Raw genomic sequence first — 22,713 nt, 5'->3', positions numbered from 1 at the left:
CCCCGGCATCAGCGGCAATGGTGCATCTCAATTGAAAGTATACGCATATAAATCATTGAGAAAATCCAATTGCGACCGACCACCACTTTCCGCAATACTTCTATTATCGACAGAATGTCGCCTATAATTACAAATAGCTTACAGATTTGCATACCATGCCACTAAAAGTTATTATTGCTGACGATTCGATCATTACGGTGAAGAAGCTGCTTGTCCTGATGGAGGGGCTGGGCCATCAGGTGGTCGCCACCGCGTCGACCGGTCGCGGCGCCATCGAGGCTTATCGCCAGCACCGCCCCGATCTGATGACCATGGATATTTCCATGCCCGACATGGACGGCATGGAAGCCACCACCCACATCGTCGCCGAATTCCCCCAGGCCCGCATCATGATGGTCACCTCCCACGGTCAGGAGCGGATGGTGATCGATTCCCTGGACGCCGGCGCCAAGGGCTATGTGCTAAAGCCAGTGCGCATCGAGAAACTCTCCGATATGATCGCCAAGGTGATGGAACGCTCCGGCTGACGGAGCGAAGGCGAGAAGGTCGATGACGACAGCGTTTCCCGGCGGCAATCCAAACGACCCCGGCTACTGGGAAGTCATTTTCGACGTCATTCCCTTCCCGGTCTACGTGGCCGACAGCAAGACCTTCGACATCATCTGCGCCAACCGCGCCATGATGCAGCGGGTAACCGTCAGACCCGGCGACAAATGTTATTCCGCCATCTACCAGCAGCCCGAGCCCTGCACCTTCTGTCGCATGCAGGAGTTGGAGAGCGGGGCGGCCTGTACCGCCAATTACCTGGAATTCGAGCTTTTCAATGACCAGGACGACCACTGGTACCAACTGCGCGAGACCATGGTCGCCTGGTTCGACGGCCGCCGCGCCAAATACTCCATCGCCGTGGACATCAGCGCACTGAAGGAAGTGCAGAACGCCCTGGCCGAGGCCCATGCCGAACTGGCGCTGAAGAACCGCCGCCTGAACGGCGCCCTGCTTTCCGAGCAGGAAGTCACCCTCAACCAGCGCAACTTCCTGGCCATGGTATCGCATGAGTTCCGCATGCCGCTGTCCATCATCGGCGGAGCCGCCCAGGTGCTGGAGCTCTATACCGCCGGCCAGCCCGAACCCGGGGAGGAAGTCGCCAAGATCGGCCGGGCCGTCCATCGCATGTCCGACCTGATCGACGTCTGCCTGGCCGACGACCGCCTGACCTCGGCGGTGGCGGCGCTGCAGGTGCGGCCCATGGATCTGGCGGCGCTGGTCGAAGACATCTGCCGCGAAAAAGCCGAGCTGGGCGGACCGGAGCGCCTGCGCCTGACCATCGGCGCCAGGATGACCATCACCGCCGATCCCGCCATGTTGCGCGTCGCCGTCTCCAATCTGGTCGACAACGCCCTGAAATACTCGCCGGCCAACAGCGGCCCGGTCCGGATCTCCCTCGATTCCGGCCCGTCCGAGGCCCGGATCACCGTCACCGATCACGGACCGGGCATTCCCGCCGACGAAGCGGACCGGGTGTTCGAGAAATTCTACCGCTCGCCCTCGGCCACCGGCACAAGGGGAGCCGGTCTCGGCCTTTACATCGTCAAGCAGATCGTCGAAAGCCATGGCGGCCATGTCCAGGTCCGTCCGGGCTCCCCCGGCGGATCGGAATTCGTCATCGCCCTGCCGGTGGATTCCGCGCGGGCGGGCTGATTGTTGCGTCCCGTTTACAGTCAAGGATCGACAAGGAATGACCTTCAATAAAACCATCATTCCCCGGGTCATGGCCTCCATTCTGGGCCAGACCAGGGAGGTGCTGGCGGCCGAGGCGGTGATCGCGGTCGATGGCGCCGAGACCTTCGACTGCGACGTCACCAGGCTTCATCTTCACGACATGACGGTCATCGCCGGACTGGGCGGCCCCATCAGCCTGCTGATCGCCTTCAGCTTCGAGAAATCGCTGATGGAGGCCCTGTTCACCCGCGTCACCGCCGATATCGAGGTGCCGCCCGGCGAGGAAGACCTGTACCGCAGAGAAACCGCGGCGGAAATCGTCAACACAATTCTTGGGCTGTGCACGACGGATTTCCAGAACATCGAGGAGAGTATCGCGCTCTCGCCGCCGGTGATCATCGAGGATGCGCGTTGCATTCATCGCCCAAAAAACGCAGTATTCGCCAATATGCGGATACGTACCGAAAGAGGTATCGTCAGCGTAAGTTTCGTCGGTCCGCGCGACCTGTTTGATGACCACCTGAACTACCAATCCTAAGGCAGACCTGATGTCAGCGCTTAAAGTCCTCATCGTCGACGATTCACTTATTGCGGTTAAGAAGCTGACCCTGATGTTGGAAGGGATGGGCCATCAGGTGGTGGGCACGGCGGGAACCGGAGCCAAGGCGGTGGACGCCTATCGCGCCTGCAATCCCGATCTGGTCACCATGGACATCACCATGCCCGACATGAACGGGGTCGAGGCCACCGCCAGGATCATCGGAGAGTTCCCCGCCGCCCGCATCGTCATGGTCACCTCCCACGGGCAGGAGCGGATGGTCATCGATTCGCTGGACGCCGGAGCCAGGGGCTACGTACTGAAGCCCGTCCGTACGGAAAAGCTCGCCGACATGATCGACAAGGTCATGGCCCGCACAACCTGAACCCTGGACACCCATCGGCATGACCTCTCCCTTTCCAGGCCTGAATCCCGGCGATCCCGGCTACTGGGAAGTGATCTTCGACGTCATCCCGTTCCCGGTCTATGTGGCCGATTCGGTCACCCACGACATCATCTGCACCAACCGCGCCATGCGCCAGAAGGTCGGCGTGGTGCAGGGGCGCAAATGCTATGAGGCCATCTACCAGCAGACCCAGCCCTGCCGCTTCTGCCGGATGCCGGAGATGATGGCCCAGAGCGTCGAGACCTCGCTGGAATTCGAGCATTTCAACGATCGCGACGACCGCTGGTACCAGTTGCGCGAAACCATGCTCACCTGGTTCGACGGACGGCGGGCCAAGTACTCCATCGCCGTCGACATCAGCGCGCTGAAGGGCTTCCAGAACGCCTTGGCCGAGGCCCACGCCGAACTGGCGCTGAAGCACCGCGACCTGGAAAAGGCGGTCACCCAGGCCCGCGACGCCGAGCGCGCCAAGTCGGAATTCCTGGCGGTGATGAGCCACGAGATCCGCACCCCCATGAACAGCATTCTGGGCATGGTCCACCTGCTGATGGACCGCCCCCTGGCCGCCGAGGACCGCGAGAAGCTGGCGGTGGTGCACGATTCCGGCGCCGCCCTGCTGGGCATCATCAACGATATCCTCGACTTCTCGCGCCTGGAAGCCGACGGCGTGCAGTTCGAGAACACCCCCTTCCACCTGGGCAATACCGTGGAAGGCGTGGTGTCGCTGCTGCGCGGCCGGGCGTCGGAAAAGGGACTGACCCTGGCGCTCGACGCCCCCACGCCCCTGCCAGGCTGGGTCAGCGGCGACGGCTCGCGCCTGCGGCAGGTGCTGATCAACCTGATCGGCAACGCCGTCAAATTCACCACCCAGGGCGGCATCGTCCTGCGCCTGTCCCGCGCCGCCGAGGGTGACGGCTATGAGTTCTCGGTGATCGATACCGGCATCGGTCTGGATTCAGCCCAGGCCGAAAGCCTGTTCCAGCCTTTTCATCAGGCTGACGCCTCCATCAGCCGCCGCTTCGGCGGTTCGGGCCTGGGATTGGCCATCTGCAAGAAGCTGGTGGCCGCCCAGGGCGGCGAGATCGGCGTGGACAGCACCAGGGGCCTGGGCAGCCGCTTCTGGTTCCGCCTGAACTACCCGGCGGCGGCGGCACCCGCCGCCGAACCGCCGCGCGCCGACGCCCCCGCCCTGCCCGCCCTGTCGATCCTGCTGGCCGAGGACAACGTCTTCAACCAGAAGGTCGCCGCCGGCCTGCTCAACCGCGAGGGCCACCGGGTCGTCGTGGCCTGCAACGGCCAGGAAGCGCTGGATAAACTGCAGGGTGAGAATTTCGATCTGGTCCTCATGGACATGCAGATGCCCGAGATGGACGGCCCGGAAGCGGCCCGGCGCATCCGCGCCATGCCCGGCCCGGTGGCCGGCATTCCCATCATCGCGCTGACCGCCAACGCCATGGCCGACGACATCGCCCGTTGCCGGGCGGCCGGCATGGACGGGCATGTGGCCAAGCCCATCGACCCGCGACTGTTGCGCGCCACCATCGCCGAAGTGCTGATCCGTCAGGCCCTTCCCGGCGAGGACGGGGAGCGGGGCGGCCATTCCCTCACCCGTATGGCCGAGCAGTTGGGGAACGAAAACGCCGCCATCCTGGCCCGTACCTTCATGGACAGCGGCGAGGACATCTGCGGCCGGCTGGAAGGAGCCGGCGGCGACCTCAGGATCGTCGGAGCGGCCATCCACGAGTTGAAGGGGCTGGCCGCCTATTCCGGCACGCCGTGGCTGGAAAATCTGGCGGTCTCCATCGGCAAGGCCATGCAGGACGGCGACACGGACCAGATGGAACAGTTGATTCACCGGCTGCGCCGCGACTGGGACGATACCAGGGCCGACCTCGCCCGGCAGTTCGGCCTGTAATCGGGCTTCGCTCTCCGGCATCATTCCCGTATATTTTCCAGCCCATCCTTTTGCCCGAGCCCTTCCTTTTGCCCGAAACAGCCCCGCCATGAGCTATTGCCTGGTGATCGACGATTCCAAGCTGATCCGCACCATCCACAGCCGCATGCTCACCCGGCTGGGCCTGAGGGTCGGCGAGGCGGAGAATGGCGAGGCGGCGCTGCATGCCTGTACCGCCGAGATGCCCGACCTGATCCTGGTGGACTGGAACATGCCGGTGATGGACGGCTTCACCTTCCTCAAGAACCTGCGCGCCATGGCGGGGGGAAAGGCCCCCAAGGTGGTGCTGTGCACCATCGAAAGCGACATGGAGCACATCACCAACGCCCTGGCCGAAGGGGCCGACGAGTACATCATGAAGCCCTTCGACGAGGAAATCCTGGCAACCAAACTGGCCGCAATCGGCATCGCCATTCCGCCCCGCCCGCAGCGCAGCGATCCCCTGGCCGACGGGGGATGACCGGCACTCTCCTGATCCTGGGCGGCACGGCCGAGGCCGCCGCCCTGGCCCGGCTCCTGGCCGAGGAGGGCGGAGGACCGCGGGTGATCTCCTCCCTGGCGGGACGGACCGCCACCCCCCGCCTGCCGCCCGGCGAAAGCCGTATCGGCGGCTTCGGCGGCCGCGATGGCTTGATGGATTACCTGCGCGGCGAGGCCGTCGGCGCGGTGGTGGACGCCACCCATCCCTTCGCCAGCCGCATGGGCTGGAATGCCGCCCGGGCCTGCACGGCCCTGGGCCTGCCGCTTCTGCGCCTCGATCGCCCGGCCTGGGTGGCCGGGCCGGAAGACCGCTGGGCCGAGGTGGAAAGCTGGGACGAAGCCATCATCCATCTGCGCCGGACGTCAAAACGAGCCTTCCTGGCGGTGGGCCGCCAGGAACTTGCCGCCTTCGCCGGGCTGGACCAATTATGGTTCCTGCTGCGCTTCGCCGAGGAAACGCCGCCGCTTCCACCGCCCGCCCGCTTCACCCTGATCGCCGACCGCGGTCCCTTCACCCTGGCCGGCGAACGGGCTCTGCTGCAAGAGCACGCCATCGACACCATCGTCTGCCGCAACAGCGGCGGAACCGCCGCCCGCGCCAAGCTGAGCGCGGCGGCCGAACTGGGCCTGCCGGTGATCATGCGCCGCCGCCCGCCTCGTCCCGAAGGACCATGTGTCGGTTCGGCGGAAGAGGCCGCCATCTGGGTTCGCTCGGTTCTCTCGTAGTCAGGCGGTGGTATCGCCAATCACCCGGCCCTGGCGATCCACCACCAGCACGTCCAGGGTAATCTCGGCATTGTCGAGCACCGCCCGTGCCACCGCCTCGGCCTGACGGGCGACCGCTTCGCCCAGTTTCAGCGTTCCGGCCATCTCCAGCACCTCCAGGGCGGTGTTGGCGGCGGCGGCGGCGGCCACCAGCCGGCCATCCCCGCCCAGTTGCTCCAACTGACCGGCCAGCCAGGCCATATCCACCTGCGAGCGGCTGGAATGCAGGTCCATCTGGCCCGCCGCCAGCTTGCACATCTTGGCGAAACCACCGGCGACGGTGACACGGGGCACGGGATGGCGGCGCAGGTATTTCAGCATGCCGCCGGCAAAATCGCCCATGTCGATGATGGCCTCCTCACCCAGGCGGCGCACCCGGCGCACCGCCTTCTCCGAGGTGGAGCCGACACAGCCGGCCACATGGGTCAGGCCGCAGGCTCGCGCCACGTCGATGCCGCGCTGGATGGAGTGAATCCAGGCGGAGCAGGAATAGGGAATGACGATCCCGGTGGTTCCCAGGATGGAGATACCGCCCAGAATACCGAGACGGGGGTTCCAGGTGCGGACGGCCAGATCCTCGCCTCCCGGTACCGAGACCTCGACCTCCAGGTCGCAGGGCACGCCGTGGCGGGCGGCGATGGCGGCGACCGCCTCGCCGATCAGGCGGCGGGGAACCGGATTGATGGCCGGCTCGCCGACCCCCAGGGGCAGGCCCGGCTTGGTGACTGTTCCCACGCCCGGTCCCGCCCTGAACACCAGCCCCGCCCCGGCGGGGGCATGGCGCAGGGTGACGATGATGGTCGCTCCGTGGGTGACGTCGGGATCGTCACCGGCATCCTTGATGATCCCGGCCCGCGTCCAGCCGGGACCGCTCTCGGTCAGGGCCAGGGCAAAGGCCGGAATCTGGCCGCCGGGCAGAACGATATCGACCGGGTCGGGAAAGCCGTCCCCCAGCAGAGCAGAGCAGGCGGCCTTGGCCGCCGCCGCCGCGCAGGCTCCGGTGGTCCAGCCCGGTCGCAGGGCTCGTTCCTTGCCGTCCTCGGTCATGACTCTTCGCCGCCAAACATGCTTGGCAGGTCATAGCACGAAATCGAAGGGAAAGAGATCAGACGTTGCCGGCCAGGCCGGCCGGCTTGCGCACCACGCCGAACCAATAGTCCTGGATGCCGTGGATGGCGTTGAACAGCTGTTCGATGTCCACCGGCTTGGTCACGAAGCCCGAGGCGCCCAGGTCATAGGCCTGCAGCACATCGCGCTCCACATCCGAGGTGGTCAGCACCACCACGGGAATGCGCGCCAGATGATCGGTGGATTGCATGGCGGCCAGAACCTCGCGCCCGGTCATCCGGGGCATGTTGAGGTCGAGCAGCACCAGATCGGGGGTCACGGCATCCTGGTAGGTCGGCCCCTCCTTGCGCATGAAGGCCATGGCCTCCACGCCGTCGGCGGCCACATGGGTACGACAAATGAAACGGCCGTCATGGATCGCCGAGCGGATCAGTTCCACATCGCCCGGTTCGTCATCGACGATCAGCACCTCGAAAGGCGCCACCTGATTCTGCTGCATCTGCCAGCCCCACCCTTTGATAACCCCACACAAACACAAAAAACGCCGCCCTCACCCAATGCGACGCCCAGGAACAACCCTATCCTCTACGCCGACCGAATGCAACCATGCCTTGAACAGGACAAACAACACGCAAACATCGTCTGTACGAAAGGCCTAAAGGATCAGACCATCCCCCCGGCCCCGCCCGAAATAGGCAGGGCCACCCGGAAAATCGAGCCTTGACCGGGCAAGGATTCCACCCAGATCCGCCCTCCGTGATGCTCGGCGATCTTGCGGCACGACGCCAGACCAATGCCGGTTCCCGGATATTCGTCCTGGCCCACCAGCCGTTGGAAAATCTGGAACAGCCGCGCCTGCCCGGCCTCGTCGATGCCGATGCCGTTGTCACGGATGGAGATGATCCACTCATCGGGCGTGGCGCCGCACTCCACCTCCACATGGGGCGGTCGCCCCTTGGCCTGGAACTTCACCGCGTTGGAAATCAGATTCTGGAACAGCCGCTCCAGCTCGACAGCGTTGCCCTGAACCTCGGGCAGCCCATCGGCGATGGTGACCGTGGCGCCGTGCTCCTGGATCAGCGCCCCCAAATTGCCCAGGGACAGCCGCACCACCTCGTCCAGGCTGACCGTCTCGGGAGCGGTGCCGCTGCGCCCGATACGGGAATATTCCAGCAAGTCGGTGATCATGTGGTCCATGCGCTTGGCGCCGTCCACCGCAAAGCCGATGAACTCCTGGCAATCCTCGTCGAGGAGATCGCCCAGGCGGCGCTGCAGCAGGGTAATGTAGGAACTGACCATGCGCAGCGGCTGACGCAGGTCGTGGGACGCCACATAGGCGAAGTGCTCCAGTTCGGCATTGGAACGCTTCAGCTCCTTTTCCACCGACAGGCGGGCGGCAATATCCTGGGCGATGCCGAGAAAGCCGCTGAGCTCGCCGTCGTCGTCATACAGCGCGGTGATGGTGAGCAACACCCGAAACCGCCCGCCATCCTTGCGGACATAGGTCCATTCGCCGCTGTCGGGCTTGCCCGAAGCCAGGACCTTGGCGACGAAGCATTCGAATCCGGCTTCCACCGGCCGCCCCAGTTCCTCGCTCAATTGGGTGGCGCGGCGCGCCACCTCGCCAGGATCGTGCAAGATTGCCGGGGTTACGCGGCCGATGATCTCGTCGGCGCCATAGCCCAGCCAGCGCTCGGCGGTGGGATTGAACAGCAGGATCGTACCGTCGATGGAGGTGGCGATGATGGTGGAGCCCGCCCCGTCCAGAACCGCCCGACGGAAGGCCAGCAACGAGCGAACCTCACGCTCGGCCTGCCGCCGGGCCGTCACGTCGTGGACGAGGGAATAGAGCAATTGCCGGCCGGTGACCCGGACCGGACCGGACCACACCTCGACATCGCGGATTTCGCCCGAGGCGAGGCGGTGGCGGAAATCGAAATGATCCCGCTCCTCGGACTTGGCCTTGCGCATCTCCTCGGCGATGGCCGCCTTGTCCAGGATGTTGATCTCCCAGATGCGCATGGAAAGCAGTTGCTCGTGGGTCCAGCCGTAGTAAACCTCGGCGGCATGGTTTGCGTCGACGATCCGCCCGTCGGCGGCATCGACCAGCAGTTCCACCGCCTTGCAGCCACGGAACAACGCATGATAAAGGGCCTCACGGTCCCGCAAGGCCACGTCGGCGGTGGCGACCTTGGCCTGCAGCGCGTTGAAGGCGCCGATCATCCGCCCCACCTCGTCGACCCGCGAAACCTCCAGGGCCTCGAGCGGGCTGGTGCCGTCGACCATGGCCTGGATGCGTCCGGTGGCCCGGTGCAGGGGTGACAGGGCGGCGCGCAGCACCAGCCACAGCAGCCCCAGCGACACCAGCCCCAGCCCCGCCAGGGCGACGACCAGCCGGGTCTTGATGCCGGAAATAGGCTCGAACGCCTCGGCGGCGGGCAGCCGCGCCACCAGCACCCAACCCGTGGAACTGATGCGCCGGGCCGAGGTCAGTTCCTTGATCCCCACCGAGCTGACGGTCACGCCCGATCCTTCTTCACCATCCAGGTAGCGGTCGAGCATGCGATTGGCCCCCCGCCGGGGGAGCGGCGTGAAAATACGCTCCTTGTTGGTGGAGACGACGATGAGGCCGGATTTTGGCGACACCATGTAGAGGCCGCCGGTCTCACCCACCTTCTGCTCCACCAGACGGCCGAGGAAATTGCTTTGGGTAAGGGTGGCGGTTCCCACCAATGCCCCCAGAACCCGCCCGCCGTCCCGGATCGGCACCGCCACCGCCACCGCGGGCTGGTTAAGAGCCGGATCGAAATAGGGCTCGCCGACCAGGGACCGGCCGGTCTCCAACACCGAGTCCACCCCCTTGAGCTTCGCCAGGTCCCGGCCCAACCGCCCCAGGGCGGGCGCTTCGGCGCGAACCGTGCCGTCAACGCCGACGATGATCAGCCCGCCCTCGAAGAAGCCTTTGATTCCGAAACGATTCTCAAGAAAGGCCGTCAATGCCTTCTGGTCATCCAGGCCGATCGGGGGAATCAACGGGGCGACCCGCTCCATGGCGGCGATCTGCAGCTTGATCTTCTGGTCCAGTTCCTCGGCCAATCCGCTGACGAAGGCGAATTGCTGCCGGGCCAGCAGGCTTTCCACGTCGCGCTGCAGCGAACCGGCAAGCCCCAGCGCCACCACTCCGCCGACCCCGACGAAAGACAGAAGAAAAAGGATAAGAATCCTGACGCGCAGCGACCTGAAATCCACCGTGTCCCCCGCCCGATATCCCGGCTCTAGGGTAAGGCCAATTCCCAATCCTTCTCAAGAACTGTTCCACATGGAAAAGCACTCATGGCGGCCTGCGCGCATGAAAAATCGGTGACATCGCGTATCCACCACCGCACCACAGGCGAAAAATGATAGAATGCCTCATTCAACCCCAGAGTTCGCCCCATGATCCAAACGGCCATCGTCTCCCATCGCCTTTCGGTTCAGGTCCTGTTGCTGGGCGAACGGCTCGATACCAAACGCCTGGAGGAAGGGGTGGTGCTGGCCACCGCGCCTTTGATCATCCGCGCCGGCCGCGAAGGCTTTGCCGTACTGTTCCGCTACGGCGTGGCGGTGCTGTTCGGTCTGGACCCCATGGAGGAGGCGGTGTTCCTCGCCTCGCTGGGCAAGCTGGTGGCCGACCCGCTGCCCGTCCAGGGCCGCGACGCCGCCGTGGTGCAGATCGAACCGGGCTGCGAGGACCGGGTGGACCAGTCGGGGACGGTATTCCTGGCCGATGCCAGCCCCCAGCACCTGCAACTGATCGCCGAGGTGCTGGCCCGCGACCTGATCCTGACCCATTACGAGACCCGCATCGCCAAGGTGTTCGACAGCGTCGAGCCGCTGGCCCTGTCGCTGAGCCGGGGCTCGCTGCGCAAGCTGAAGACCAAGGAATTGCTGTCCCAGATCGGTGAAGTGCTGCTGGCCGAGCATCGCATGGTCGGCCGCGTCGAATTGCTGGAAAGCCCCGAGGTCCTGTGGATCAAGCCGGAACTGGAACGCCTGTTCATCCGGCTGGAGCGCGAATACGACCTGTCGGGCCGCAACCGGGCGCTGGACCGCAAGCTGGAGGTGATCTCGGATACCGCCGAGACCCTGCTCGACCTGATTCAGACCCGCTCCTCCATGAAGGTGGAGTGGTACATCGTCGGCCTGATCCTCTTCGAGATCATGATTTCCATCTACGAGATGGCGCGGGGATAGGCGAACCACTCCCTCAGCTTTCCAACTGGTGATACACGGCCTTGGCCATTTCCATCAGGCGCTCGCGGTCCACGTCGCCGGCCAGGGCATAGCCCAGCGGCCCGTCGAGCCAGTAAAAGGCCTCCACCCGCCCCAGGGCGGCGAAACGAAAGGCGGTCTCCGTGCCGTCGGTGTTGCGCCGCAGGTACAGCGTCACCCGGCGACCGTCACCGTTCTCGTACATGAACTGGGCCGCCGGCCCCGACGCGGCGGGCAGCAGCCGCCCACCCACCAGGGAGAAGCCGGCCGCCGAGAGATCGGGGACCTTCAAATCCGTCCCCAGGCGCTTGGACAGCCAGGCGATCAGATGGGCGCGCTCGCCCGCCCCCACCTCGACGGGATGGCGGATTTCGGCGGCGAAGACCACATGAGCCGACAGGGCCTCGGCGGCGACCACCGCACCGGGGGCCGCCTTGCCCTCGCCCGCCCCGCCGCGCAGCCACCAGCCACCCGCCCCACCGGCCAGGACCAGCAGCAGCATGGCGGCGATCCGCAACAGCGGCGCCAGCCGCGACCGCCCCCTCCCGGCTTTCACCGCCGCCACGCTCAGGCGGTCGGGCACCGCTTCGTCCAGCACGGGATCGAACAGGCGATGCAGACCGTCCACCTGCTCGCGCCATTGCCGCACCCGTTCGGCATCGCGGGGATTGGCGGCCAGCCACGCGTCCACCTCGTCAACCCTGGCGGGGTCGAGGGCGCCATCCACATAGGACAGCAGGTCGTCGTCATGCAAAGGGCCGCTCATTTCACTCTCCGGATGGCGGATTCTCCGCCGTGCATCAACACGGCGAGGCGGTCGCGGCCACGCTTCAGGCGTGACATCACCGTACCCACCGGCACGCCGGTCACCCCGGCCACCTCGGCATAGGTCATGCCCTCCAGGCCGACCAGCAGCACCGTCTCGCGCTGCTCGGGAACCAGCAGGGCCAGGGCGGCGACCAGATCGCGCACCGCCAATCGGTCATGCTGATTGGGAGCGGCCGCCGCACCTTCCATCGCGTCATCCATGCCGTATTGTTCCGGGCGGACCTTGCGCCGCCGCAATTCGTCGATCCATACATTGCGCAGGATGGTGAAGAGCCAGGCCCGCAGGTTGCCGTCGCGGCGCCACAAGGCCAGCCGGGACAGAGCCCGCTCCAGGCAGTCCTGGACCAGGTCGTCCGCCTGGGCGACATCCCCGGACAGGGCGCGGGCATAGCGCCGCAATCCGGGAATCTCCGCCTCGATCTGACTCTCCACCTTGCTCATATGGAATAGATGGCTACGGCTTGGCCGCGTGCCAAATATCCTTGAAGCCTTCGCCGGTCACGTCGCCGGGCTTGGCGTCCTTGCTCCAGTGATAGAGCGGCTTGCCCTTGTGAGCCCATTGCATGGAACCGTCGGCCCGCTTGATCACCGTATAGTCGCCTTCGGCCATGGCGCCGGACGCGGCCATCAGCGGCGGCCACAACTGGGCGCAGCCCTCGATGCAGGCCGACATGCCGGGGGTATCCTTGTCGAAAACGTAGAGGGTCATGCCCTTCTCGTCGGTGAGCACGGGGCCCATCGAGGACTGGCCCTGCTTGACCGGAGCGGCGTAGGCGGCCGAGCCGATGAGAAGCGCGGCGGCGAAGATCGTGAGGCTGCGAATGTTCATGGTTCCCTCCAGGGTTGGCTCCACATGGGCCACATAGGAGAGAACGGATGGCGGGCGGGGTTTATTCCACCGCCCGGAAAATTTTCAGCCGGCCTTCAGCTTTTTCAGCGCCGCCACCAGGGTCTCGCGGGTGAAAGGCTTGGCGATATAGCCGTCGACGCCCTTGGTCCGGGCCAGCCGCACGTCGTCCAGATCGGTCCTGGCGGTCAGCATGATGAACTGGACCTGGGGGAACCTGGCCTTGGCCGCCTCCAGCAGGGCCAGACCATCCACCTCCGGCATGGTCCAGTCGCTGATGATGATGTCGGGTACGGATTCGGCTGCCGTCAGCTTGGCCAGAGCGTCGGCGCCGTCGGTGGCCGGCACCACCTTCCTGGCTCCCAGACCGCGCAGCAGGCTCGATTCCAGCATGCGGGCCGAGGTCATGTCCTCGACCACCATGAACGTCTTGCCGTTCATCCAGGCGGTGAAGTCAGAATCTTCCGGCGTGCTCATAACCTGCATCTCCTAAGGAACCCTAATTACTTTAGTATGCCACCCCCGAGGTTTCCAGCCCTGGAATTGAAAAAGGGCCCCGGAGGGCCCTTTTCCTTCGGTCAGGCCGTCCCGGAGGACGACGACCCACCCAGCGCGGCCTGGGCGGCGGCAAGGCGGGCGATCGGCACGCGGTAGGGCGAGCAGGACACGTAATCCAGCCCCGCCCCCTGGCAGAAGTGGATGGAGGCCGGATCGCCGCCATGCTCGCCGCAGATGCCGAGCTTGAGGCCGGGCCGGGTGGCGCGGCCGCGCTCGGCGGCGATCCGGATCAGTTCGCCGACGCCGGCCTGATCCAGGCTGGCGAAGGGGTCGTGCTCGTAGATGCCCTTGGCGCGGTAGACCTCGAGGAACGGGCCGGAATCATCGCGGCTCATGCCGAAGGTGGTCTGGGTAAGGTCGTTGGTGCCGAACGAGAAGAACTCGCCGGTCTGGGCGATCTCGCCGGCCAGCAGGGCGGCGCGCGGCAATTCGATCATGGTGCCGACCATGTACTTCACCGAATACTTCTGCTCGGCGAACACCGCCTCGGCTTCCTTGTCGATGCTGGCCTTCATCAGGTCCAGCTCCTTCTTGGCGCCCACCAGGGGGATCATGATCTCGGGCACCACGGTGCGGCCGGTCTCACGGCTGACATGCACGGCCGCCTCGAAGATGGCGCGGGCCTGCATCTCGTAGATTTCCGGATAGGTGATGCCCAGACGGCAACCGCGATGGCCGAGCATGGGATTGTTCTCGTGCAGCGCGATGTTGCGGGCCTTGACCACGGCGGGCTCCACCCCGGCTTCCTTGGCGACCTCGGCGATCTCGGCCTCGGAATTGGGCAGGAACTCGTGCAGCGGCGGGTCCAGCAGGCGGATGGTCACCGGCAGGCCCTGCATGATCTCGAACAGTTCGATGAAGTCCTGGCGCTGGAAAGGCAGCAGCTTGGCCAGGGCGGCGCGGCGGCCCTTCTCGGCCTCGGCCAGAATCATCTCGCGCATGGCGATGATGCGCTTGGGATCGAAGAACATATGCTCGGTCCGGCACAGGCCGATGCCTTCCGCCCCGAACTTGCGCGCGGTGGCGGCGTCGAGCGGAGTCTCGGCGTTGGCGCGGACCTTCAGCGTGCGGATGGTGTCCACCCACTCCATCAGGGTGCCGAAATCGCCGGTCAGCTCCGGCTGGATGGTGGCGACGGCGCCGATGAACACTTCACCGGTGGAGCCGTCGAGCGTGATGGTCTCACCCTCCTTGACCACCTGACCGGCGACCTTGAGGGTTTTGGCGGCGTAGTCGACGCGGATCTCGCCGGCACCGGCGACGCAAGGCGTGCCCATGCCGCGCGCCACCACGGCGGCGTGGCTGGTCATGCCGCCTCGGGTGGTGAGAATGCCTTCCGAGACGTGCATGCCGCCGATGTCCTCGGGCGACGTCTCGATACGCACCAGGATCACCCGCTCCTTGCGGTTGTTCACCCATTCCTCGGCATCCTCGGCCGAGAACACCACCTTGCCCGAGGCGGCGCCCGGCGAGGCCGGCAGGCCGCGGCCCAGAATCTTGCGCGGCGCCTTGGGGTCGAGAGTCGGGTGCAGCAACTGGTCCAGCGAGGCGGGATCGATGCGCTTGATGGCGTCCTTGCGGGTGATCAGGCCTTCGCGCGCCATGTCCACGGCGATCTTCAGTGCCGCGTTGGTGGTGCGCTTGCCGGTGCGGGTCTGGAGCATCCACAGGCGGTTCTGCTGAACCGTGAACTCCATGTCCTGCATGTCCTTGTAGTGCGCCTCCAGCTTGTGGCGGATGGCGTTCAACTCCTTGAACACCTCGGGCATGCACTCTTCCATGGCCGCCAGCTCGGACGACTGGGCGTTCTTGCCGGCGATGGTCAATTGCTGCGGGGTGCGGATGCCCGCCACCACGTCCTCGCCCTGGGCGTTGACCAGGAACTCGCCGTAGAAGGCGTTCTCGCCGGTGGAGGGATTGCGGGTGAAGCACACACCGGTGGAGCAGTCGTTGCCCATGTTGCCGAACACCATGGACTGCACATTGACGGCGGTGCCCCACTCGGCGGGGATGTCATGCAGACGGCGATAGGTGATGGCGCGCTGGTTCATCCACGAGCCGAACACGGCGCCCACGGCGCCCCACAGCTGCTCGTGCACGTCCTGGGGGAACGGCTTGCCCAGTTGTTCGGCGACCTTGTCCTTGTACTTGGCGACCACCTTCTTCAAGTCGGCGGCATCCAGCTCGGTATCGAGGCTGACGCCCTTGTCTTCCTTCACCTCGTCGAGGATTTCCTCGAAATTGTGATGGTCGACGCCCAGAACCACGTTGGAATACATCTGGATGAAGCGGCGATAGCTGTCATAGGCGAAGCGGGCGTCGTTCGAGCGCCGGGCCAGGCCTTCCACCGACTTGTCGTTGAGGCCGAGGTTGAGGATGGTGTCCATCATGCCCGGCATGGAGGCCCGCGCGCCCGAGCGCACCGAGACCAGCAGCGGATCGGCGGTGGAGCCGAACTTCAGCCCGATATCCTCCTCCACCTGGGACAGGGCGGCGATCACCTCGTCCTTGAGGGTCGCGGGATACGTCTCGCCATTGGCGTAATAATAGGTACAGACCTCGGTGCTGATGGTGAAGCCGGGAGGAACCGGGATACCCAGGTTGCTCATCTCCGCCAGATTGGCACCCTTGCCGCCCAGCAGGTTCTTCATGTCGGCCCGACCTTCCGCCTTGCCGCCACCGAAGCTGTAGACCCATTTCGTCATGGCCGTTCTCATCCCCGATCCGTAAAAAGGAAAACCCGCGCCACTGAGTGCGACGCGGGTTTCATCATGCAACGTCCCAGAGGGATTGAAAATAGGCAGTCGTCCTATCTACCCCTCAACCTTGGAGAAGTCGGCCACCCGGCCCATGGCGGAGCCGATCAGCGCCAGCAGCTTCAGCCGGTTGATGCGCAGCGCCGGCTCGTCGGCATTGACCGTCACCTTGTCGAAGAAGGCGTCCACCGGCCGGCGCAGACGAGCCAGGGCGGCCATGGCGGCGGCGAAATCCTCGGCGGCCAGGGCCTTCTCCAGTGCCGGGCCGACCTCGGCCAGGGCGGCGGAAAGGGCCTTTTCCTCGTCCTGACGCAGCAGAGCCTGATCGGCCGGCCCCGCGAACACGGTTCCGTCCTTCTTTTCCTCGATGCGCACGATGTTGGCGGCACGGCGGTAGGCGATCAGCAGGTTGGCGCCGTCGTCGGAGTCCAGGAAGGCGCCCAGTGCCTCGACCCGCTTCAGCAGGCGGACCAGATCGTCCTCGCCGCCCAGCGAGAAGATGGCGGTGATCAGATCGTGGCGGACCCCCTTCTCCTTCAGCGCCACCGCCAGACGGTCGGCGAAGAAGTTCAGCAGGTCGCTGGCCACCTCGCCGGGCGACAGCTCCAACGTCGCCTTGAAGTGACCCGAGGCCAGGAAGATGACCTGGGACAAGGGCAGGCGCAGGCCGTTGTCCAGCACCAGGCGGATGATGCCGAGCGCGGCGCGGCGCAGCGCGAAGGGGTCCTTGGAACCGGTCGGCTTCTCGTTGATGGCGAAGAAGCCCACCAGGGAATCGATCTTGTCGGCCAGGGCGACGGCCACCGAGACCGGGGCGTCGGGGCAGGAATCGCCCGGCCCCTGCGGTGAGTAATGGGCGGCGACGGCATCGGCCACCTCCGCCGTCTCACCGTCGTTCAGGGCATAGTAGCGCCCCATCAACCCCTGCAACTCGGGGAACTCGCCCACCAGTTCGGAGGAGAGATCGGCCTTGGCCAGCCGGGCTGCCCGCTCGGCCGCCGCCTTGTCGGCGCCGATCATGCCGGCGATGTTGCCGGCCAGGGCGGTGATCCGGTCCACCTTGTCGGCCACGGTGCCCAGCGAGGCGTAGAAAGTACGCTCGGCCAGCTTGGGCAGGCGGGATTCCAGGCGCTGCTTGCGGTCGGTGTCCCAGAAGAACTTGGCATCGGACAGACGGGCGCGCAGCACGCGCTGATTGCCCGCGACAACCGCCTTGCCGCCGTCATTGGTCTCCATGTTGGAGATGACGATGAAGCGCGGCGCCAGCGACCCGTCGGCCTTCAAGAGCGAGAAGTACTTCTGGTGCGCGCGCATGGAGGTGATCAGCACCTCGGCCGGCACGTCCATGAACTTGTCGTCGATGGAGCCCACCAGCGGCACCGGCCATTCCACCAGACCCGTCACCTCGGCCAGCAGGCCGTCATCGGCCTTGAGCGTCAGGCCCTCGGCCGCCGCCAGGGCCTCGGCGCCGGCCAGGATGGCGTGGCGGCGCTCGACGGGGTCGAGCATCACCTTAGCGTGGCGCAGCTTGGCGAGGTATTCGGCGAAGTCCTTGACCCGGAAGGTCTCGGGCGCCAGGAAGCGGTGGCCGGAGGTCATGTCGCCGGCCTTGGCCGGGCCGAACTCCACCGGCACCACCGCGCCGCCGAACAGGGCCAGGATGGACTGGATGGGGCGCACCCAGCGGATGGAATTGGTTCCCCAGCGCTGGCTCTTGGGCCAGGGGAAGGCGGCCATGGCGCCCTCGACCGCTTCCTTCAGAACCTCGGCCGTGGGACGGCCCTTGCGGTTGATCACCGCGAAATAGAACACGCCCTTGCCGGTGTCGCGCTGCTCGAGTTGCTCGACGCTCATGCCGGTGGACTTGAGGAAGCCGTCCATGGCCTGGGCGGGCGAGCCGACGCGCGGACCGCGCTTTTCTTCCGACACGTCGGGGCCGGCCTGGGGCAGTCCCTCGATCACCAGCACCAGACGGCGCGGCGTGACGTAGGAGCGGACCGCCTCGAAGGTGATGCCGTTCTTGCCCAGGCCGTCGGTCACCATGCTCCGCAGGTCGTCGGCGGCACGGGCCTGCATGCGGGCGGGGATTTCCTCGGAGAAGATTTCAAGCAGGAACTCGGCCATGGCTCAGCCCTCCTTTCCGGAACTGGAGGGAATGGCGGCCTTCGCCGCCGGGCGGGAAGCCAGCCAGCCTTCGCAGCAGGCCTTGGCCAGGGCACGGACGCGGCCGATATAGGCCTGGCGCTCGGTGACCGAGATCACGCCGCGCGCGTCCAGCAGATTGAAGCGATGGCTCGCCTTGATGCACTGGTCATAGGCCGGCAGCGCCACGCCCTTCTCCAGCAGGCTCTTGCACTCCGTCTCGGCGTCGAGGAAATGCCGCAGCAGCATGTCGGTGTCGGCGTGCTCGAAATTATGGGCCGAGTATTCCTTCTCGGCCTGGAGGAAGACGTCGCCATAGGTGACGCCGTCGCCGTTGAAGTCCAGGTCGTAGACGTTCTCCACGCCCTGGATGTACATGGCGAGGCGCTCGAGGCCATAGGTCAGCTCCACCGCCACCGGGTCGCACTCGATACCGCCCACCTGCTGGAAGTAGGTGAACTGAGTGACCTCCATGCCGTCACACCAGACTTCCCAGCCCAGGCCCCAGGCGCCCAGCGTCGGGCTCTCCCAGTCGTCCTCGACGAAGCGGATGTCGTGGGCCAGCGGGTCCACCCCCAAGCGCCGCAGGCTTTCCAGGTACAGTTCCTGGGCATTGGGCGGCGAGGGCTTCAGCAGCACCTGATACTGGTAGTAATGCTGCAGGCGATTGGGGTTCTCGCCATAGCGGCCGTCCTTGGGGCGGCGCGACGGCTGGACATAGGCGCACTTCCAATGGTCCGGACCCAGCGCGCGCAGCGTGGTGGCCGGATGGAAGGTCCCGGCGCCCACCTCCATGTCATAGGGCTGGAGGATGACGCAGCCCTGCTCGGCCCAGAAAGCCTGCAGGGTGAGGATCAGGCTTTGGAAGCTCGGCTTCTTGGTCCCGACAATGCCCATGGAAAACCGCCATTCGATCAGGTTGCAGCGAAATCGCCGCAACCCTAGCCATGCGGCCGGACTCGGTCAAGACCGAGGGCGCCGTTTCCCATGACCGGAAGGCATCCAATAGTGAAAAGCCTGCGTTTGCACGGCAGCGACCGAACGGCAAATCATGACCGGACCCGATCTGGTCATGGAGAGGAATATGTCGGACTGCATTCTTTGCGAGGTCAGCGGCAATATCGCGACCATCACCCTCAACCGCCCGGAAAAGCTCAACGCCATCAGTTACGACCTTGCCGATACCCTGATGGCGGTGCTCGACGCCCTGGAAGGCGACGACGCGGTACGCGCCGTGATCCTCACCGGGGCCGGCGAGCGGGCCTTTTCGGCCGGTGCCGACATCCACGAATTCTCCCGTTCCGTGGAGGTGGGGACCGAGCGGGCTCTGCGCGACTTCGTGCGCCGGGGCCAGGCCCTGACCGCCCGCCTGGAAGCCTTCGGCAAGCCGGTGATCGCGGCGGTCAACGGCATCGCCTATGGCGGCGGCTGCGAGATCACCGAGGCGGTGCATCTGGCCATCGCCAGCGAGCGCGCCATGTTCGCCAAGCCGGAAATCAACCTGGGCATGCCGCCCACCTTCGGCGGCACCCAGCGCCTGCCCCGGCTGGCCGGACGCAAGCGCGGCCTGGAACTGCTGCTGACCGGCGACCCGTTCAAGCCGGTCCGCGCCCTGGAGATGGGGCTGATCAACGCGGTGGTGCCCCACCACACCCTGCTGGAAGCCGCGCGCCACATGGCCGGGCGGATCATCCGCCACTCGCCCCTGGCCGCCAGGGCGGTGATCAACGCGGTGACGCGGGGCATCAACCTGCCCATCGCCGAGGGATTGGCGGCCGAGGGCGAGCAATTCGCCCGCATGGCCCCCACCCACGATTTGCGCGAAGGCCTGGACGCCTGGATCGGCCGCCGCGCCCCCCATTACACGGGAGCGTAACCCGCCAACTCCTCGCGCAGCCAATCGCGGAACGCGACGACCTCGGGCCGGGCCAGGGAGTCGCGGCCCGCCACCAGCCAATAGCCGGTGCGGCAACGGCGCGGCGGCCCCAGCACGGGGACCAGCCGCCCGCTGTCCAGATCGGGGGCGGCCAGCGGCAGGCGGCCGAGCGCGATGCCCACCCCCTGCGCCGCCGCTTCCCAGGCCATGTGCAGGGTATCGAGCTTAAGGCCGCGCTCCAGGTCCAGCCCCTCCACCCCGGCCAGATCGGCCCAGGCGGCCCAATCCTCGGAGATGTTGGTCACCTGCAGCAGCTTGCGGCCCAAGAGGTCGGCGGGCGAACGGATCTCGGCGGCCAGGGCGGGCGAACAGACCGGCACCAGATCCTCCATGGTCAGGCACAGGCTGTAGAGATCCTGCCAGCCCCCCTGCCCCATGCGGATGGCCACGTCGATGCCGTCGCGGGGAAACTCCACCTGACGCCGGGCGGTGTCCAGGGTCACCTCGATGTTGGGATGCCGCTGGTTGAAACGGGGCAGTCCGGGAATCAGCCAGCGCAGACCGAAGCTGGGAGCGACGCTCACCGACAGCCGGCCGCTGGGCCGCCGCCCCGGCACCGCCTCGGTGGCGCCGGCCAATTGCTGCAGCACGTCGCGGATACGGGGCAGATAGGCCCGCCCGGCGGCGGTCAGACTGAGCGAACGGTGACCGCGGGCGAACAGCGCCACTCCCAGCCAGTCCTCCAGCGAGGCGATGCCGTGGCTGACGGCGCTGGGGGTGAGGTTGAGCTCCTCGGCCGCCAGCTTGAAACTGAGATGCCGCCCCGCCGCCTCGAACAGGCGCAGCGCATTCAACGGAGGCAGTCGGTAGGCCATGGGGCTCGTCCCTTGTGAAAGGTCCCTGCCCGAGTGTCCCGGCGGGCGGCCATCATTGCAAACGATTTACCCGAACCACGGGATGAGCGGAATTCATCCATACGTCCTGCCCGAGGTTCCCCCGTTGAGCCCCGCCCCCGGACGCGTTACCCTAAGGGCGTAGCCAAAGGGGGAAACAACCATGGCCATCGCCTGGGATGAAACGCTTAAGGTCGGCGATATCGAGATCGACGCCGACCACAAGGAACTTATCGGACTGATCAACGACTTCGAAGCCAAGGCCAAGGCGCCGGACGGTGTGGACAAGCACGCCATCCAGGTGACCCTGGAACGCCTGCAGCTCTATGCCTACGACCACTTCGCGCGTGAGGAATACATCCAGGCGGTCGCCAAGTACGAGGGGCTGGAAGAGAACAAGCGCCAGCACGCCGCCCTCAGGAAGACGCTCGGCGACTACATCGCCAAGTTCAACGCCGGTCAGTACGCCGACCTCAATTCCGCCGCCGGCGAGATGTCGGCCTTCCTGAATCACTGGCTGATGAACCACATCCTGGAAACCGACCTGAAGATGAAGGGCAAGATGAAGGTCGAGCAGTGGCGCTGATCTGACCTCATACCGGTCGGCCGGTCATCATACCATCGGCAGGGCTTCCGCCCTGCCGGATGCGGCCTACCTGTCAGGGACACCAAACAGGAGCGCCGGAATGATCGATCTCTATTACTGGACCACGCCCAACGGACACAAGGTCACCATCTTCCTGGAAGAGAGCGGCGTGCCCTACCGCATCAAGCCGGTCAACATCAGCAAGGGCGAGCAGTTCGAGCCCAATTTCCTGCGCATCTCCCCCAACAACCGCATGCCGGCCATCGTCGACGACCAGCCGGCCGACGGCGGCGCCCCGCTCAGCGTGTTCGAATCGGGCGCCATCCTGGTCTATCTCGCCGAGAAGTGCGGCCGCTTCCTGCCCGCCGACCCGCGCGGGCGGGCCGAGACGCTGCAATGGCTGTTCTGGCAGATGGGCGGCCTCGGCCCCATGCTCGGCCAGAATCACCATTTCGTCCAGTACGCCCCCGAGAAGATTCCCTATGCCATCGACCGCTACGTCAAGGAAACCAACCGGCTGTACGGCGTGCTGAACCGCCGCCTCGCCGACCGGGAATTCATGGCGGGCGAGTATTCCATCGCCGACATGGCCTCTTATCCCTGGATCGTGCCGTGGGAGCGCCAGGGCCAGAACCTGGACGACTTTCCTCACCTCAAGCGCTGGTTCCATGCCATCGCCGCCCGCCCGGCGGTCATCCGCGCCTATGCCCGCGCCGACGAGGTCAACACCCAGCGCGTGGTCACCGAGGAGGCCAGGAAGGTATTGTTCGGGCAAACCGCCGCGCCCCCGGCCGCCAAGCCGTGACGCGGGAAAAGTTTCATCGGACTTATGATGCATATTTTTAGCATCTTATAGCTTTGGCGTCGCGCCACGCTGCGACCTAGGGTCAAAATTCTAATATATCCACAGTGATGGCTCAGAGGAGTATCCGGGAGGCACTTTTCGTCACCCGGATTTCCTTTTGTGACAACCTGCGACATCTCGGATTCATTTTAAATTCGCCACCCTCCGATGTTTGACATCCGCCGCACGTTGCGATCTA

22 protein-coding genes are annotated in these 22,713 nt (G+C 65.7%); 11 read left to right on the top strand and 11 right to left on the bottom strand.

The window, feature by feature from the left end; genetic code table 11:
* Positions 1-155 precede the first annotated feature (155 nt).
* The 7 genes from CP958_RS18570 (at position 156) to CP958_RS18540 (ending at position 5,826) form a co-directional block, all read left to right on the top strand.
* Positions 156-527, top strand: coding sequence for a response regulator (locus tag CP958_RS18570; protein WP_096703702.1), 372 nt, complete (start codon positions 156-158; stop codon positions 525-527).
* Positions 528-549: 22 nt separating this feature from the next.
* On the top strand, positions 550-1,701 hold the full coding sequence (locus tag CP958_RS18565; RefSeq protein WP_096703701.1) for a HAMP domain-containing sensor histidine kinase: 1,152 nt from the start codon (positions 550-552) through the stop codon (positions 1,699-1,701).
* A 37-nt stretch (positions 1,702-1,738) separates the two neighbouring features.
* Positions 1,739-2,260: a chemotaxis protein CheX gene (locus CP958_RS18560; RefSeq protein ID WP_096703700.1), complete on the top strand. Its 522-nt coding sequence runs from the start codon at positions 1,739-1,741 to the stop codon at positions 2,258-2,260.
* 10 nt (positions 2,261-2,270) lie between these two features.
* Positions 2,271-2,645 (top strand): response regulator, encoded by a 375-nt coding sequence (locus CP958_RS18555; protein WP_096703699.1) that lies wholly within the window; start codon positions 2,271-2,273, stop codon positions 2,643-2,645.
* A 19-nt stretch (positions 2,646-2,664) separates the two neighbouring features.
* Entirely contained in the window at positions 2,665-4,581 is a 1,917-nt protein-coding gene (locus tag CP958_RS18550; protein WP_096703698.1) for a response regulator, read from the top strand.
* 88 nt (positions 4,582-4,669) lie between these two features.
* Positions 4,670-5,080, top strand: a complete 411-nt coding sequence (locus CP958_RS18545) for a response regulator (RefSeq protein ID WP_096703697.1) — start codon at positions 4,670-4,672, stop codon at positions 5,078-5,080.
* A complete protein-coding gene (locus tag CP958_RS18540; RefSeq protein WP_096703696.1) occupies positions 5,077-5,826 on the top strand; it encodes a cobalt-precorrin-6A reductase in 750 nt (249 codons plus the stop codon). The genes CP958_RS18545 and CP958_RS18540 overlap by 4 nt, the downstream gene beginning before the upstream one ends.
* On the opposite strand, the gene CP958_RS18535 is transcribed toward CP958_RS18540, so the two are convergent.
* The 3 genes from CP958_RS18535 to CP958_RS18525 form a co-directional block, all read right to left on the bottom strand.
* A complete protein-coding gene (locus tag CP958_RS18535; RefSeq protein WP_096703695.1) occupies positions 5,827-6,912 on the bottom strand; it encodes a cobalt-precorrin-5B (C(1))-methyltransferase in 1,086 nt (361 codons plus the stop codon). It lies immediately after the preceding gene.
* 58 nt (positions 6,913-6,970) lie between these two features.
* Positions 6,971-7,432 carry a response regulator gene (locus CP958_RS18530; RefSeq protein ID WP_096703694.1) on the bottom strand — a complete coding sequence of 154 codons (462 nt, stop codon included), beginning with the start codon at positions 7,430-7,432 and terminating at the stop codon, positions 6,971-6,973.
* Between the two features lie 164 nt (positions 7,433-7,596).
* Positions 7,597-10,182 carry a PAS domain S-box protein gene (locus tag CP958_RS18525; protein ID WP_242442990.1) on the bottom strand — a complete coding sequence of 862 codons (2,586 nt, stop codon included), beginning with the start codon at positions 10,180-10,182 and terminating at the stop codon, positions 7,597-7,599.
* A gap of 186 nt (positions 10,183-10,368) precedes the next feature.
* On the opposite strand from CP958_RS18525, the gene CP958_RS18520 reads away from it, so the two are divergent.
* Positions 10,369-11,166 carry an RMD1 family protein gene (locus tag CP958_RS18520; protein ID WP_096703693.1) on the top strand — a complete coding sequence of 266 codons (798 nt, stop codon included), beginning with the start codon at positions 10,369-10,371 and terminating at the stop codon, positions 11,164-11,166.
* 13 nt (positions 11,167-11,179) lie between these two features.
* Here the strand turns inward: CP958_RS18520 and CP958_RS18515 are convergent, their stop codons facing one another.
* The 7 genes from CP958_RS18515 to CP958_RS18485 all read right to left on the bottom strand — a co-directional run bounded on the left by CP958_RS18515 (position 11,180) and on the right by CP958_RS18485 (position 19,212).
* Entirely contained in the window at positions 11,180-11,950 is a 771-nt protein-coding gene (locus tag CP958_RS18515) for an anti-sigma factor (protein WP_096703692.1), read from the bottom strand.
* Positions 11,947-12,453 carry a sigma-70 family RNA polymerase sigma factor gene (locus CP958_RS18510; RefSeq protein ID WP_096703691.1) on the bottom strand — a complete coding sequence of 169 codons (507 nt, stop codon included), beginning with the start codon at positions 12,451-12,453 and terminating at the stop codon, positions 11,947-11,949. The genes CP958_RS18515 and CP958_RS18510 overlap by 4 nt, the downstream gene beginning before the upstream one ends.
* Positions 12,454-12,466: 13 nt before the next feature.
* Positions 12,467-12,841 (bottom strand): hypothetical protein, encoded by a 375-nt coding sequence (locus CP958_RS18505; RefSeq protein WP_096703690.1) that lies wholly within the window; start codon positions 12,839-12,841, stop codon positions 12,467-12,469.
* A gap of 84 nt (positions 12,842-12,925) precedes the next feature.
* Positions 12,926-13,336: a response regulator gene (locus CP958_RS18500; RefSeq protein WP_096703689.1), complete on the bottom strand. Its 411-nt coding sequence runs from the start codon at positions 13,334-13,336 to the stop codon at positions 12,926-12,928.
* Between the two features lie 101 nt (positions 13,337-13,437).
* Positions 13,438-16,122, bottom strand: a complete 2,685-nt coding sequence (gene ppdK, locus CP958_RS18495) for a pyruvate, phosphate dikinase (protein ID WP_096703688.1) — start codon at positions 16,120-16,122, stop codon at positions 13,438-13,440.
* A gap of 108 nt (positions 16,123-16,230) precedes the next feature.
* A complete protein-coding gene (glyS, locus tag CP958_RS18490) occupies positions 16,231-18,297 on the bottom strand; it encodes a glycine--tRNA ligase subunit beta (protein WP_096703687.1) in 2,067 nt (688 codons plus the stop codon).
* Positions 18,298-18,300: 3 nt separating this feature from the next.
* A complete protein-coding gene (locus CP958_RS18485) occupies positions 18,301-19,212 on the bottom strand; it encodes a glycine--tRNA ligase subunit alpha (protein ID WP_096703686.1) in 912 nt (303 codons plus the stop codon).
* 154 nt (positions 19,213-19,366) lie between these two features.
* On the opposite strand from CP958_RS18485, the gene CP958_RS18480 reads away from it, so the two are divergent.
* Positions 19,367-20,191 (top strand): crotonase/enoyl-CoA hydratase family protein, encoded by an 825-nt coding sequence (locus CP958_RS18480; RefSeq protein WP_242442989.1) that lies wholly within the window; start codon positions 19,367-19,369, stop codon positions 20,189-20,191.
* On the opposite strand, the gene gcvA is transcribed toward CP958_RS18480, so the two are convergent.
* Positions 20,176-21,066 (bottom strand): transcriptional regulator GcvA, encoded by an 891-nt coding sequence (gene gcvA, locus CP958_RS18475; protein ID WP_096703685.1) that lies wholly within the window; start codon positions 21,064-21,066, stop codon positions 20,176-20,178. The genes CP958_RS18480 and gcvA overlap by 16 nt on opposite strands.
* A gap of 181 nt (positions 21,067-21,247) precedes the next feature.
* Between gcvA and CP958_RS18470 the strand changes: the two genes are divergently transcribed.
* Positions 21,248-21,670 (top strand): bacteriohemerythrin, encoded by a 423-nt coding sequence (locus CP958_RS18470; RefSeq protein WP_096703684.1) that lies wholly within the window; start codon positions 21,248-21,250, stop codon positions 21,668-21,670.
* Positions 21,671-21,770: 100 nt separating this feature from the next.
* Positions 21,771-22,475, top strand: coding sequence for a glutathione S-transferase N-terminal domain-containing protein (locus tag CP958_RS18465; protein WP_096703683.1), 705 nt, complete (start codon positions 21,771-21,773; stop codon positions 22,473-22,475).
* The last annotated feature ends 238 nt before the right edge of the window (positions 22,476-22,713 follow it).

Origin of the sequence: Magnetospirillum sp. 15-1 (assembly GCF_900184795.1) — a bacterium.
In the GTDB taxonomy this organism is placed as follows: Bacteria; Pseudomonadota; Alphaproteobacteria; order Rhodospirillales; family Magnetospirillaceae; genus Phaeospirillum.
Note: the sequence above shows the minus strand (reverse complement) of the source record. Positions and strands in the feature narration are given on the sequence as shown.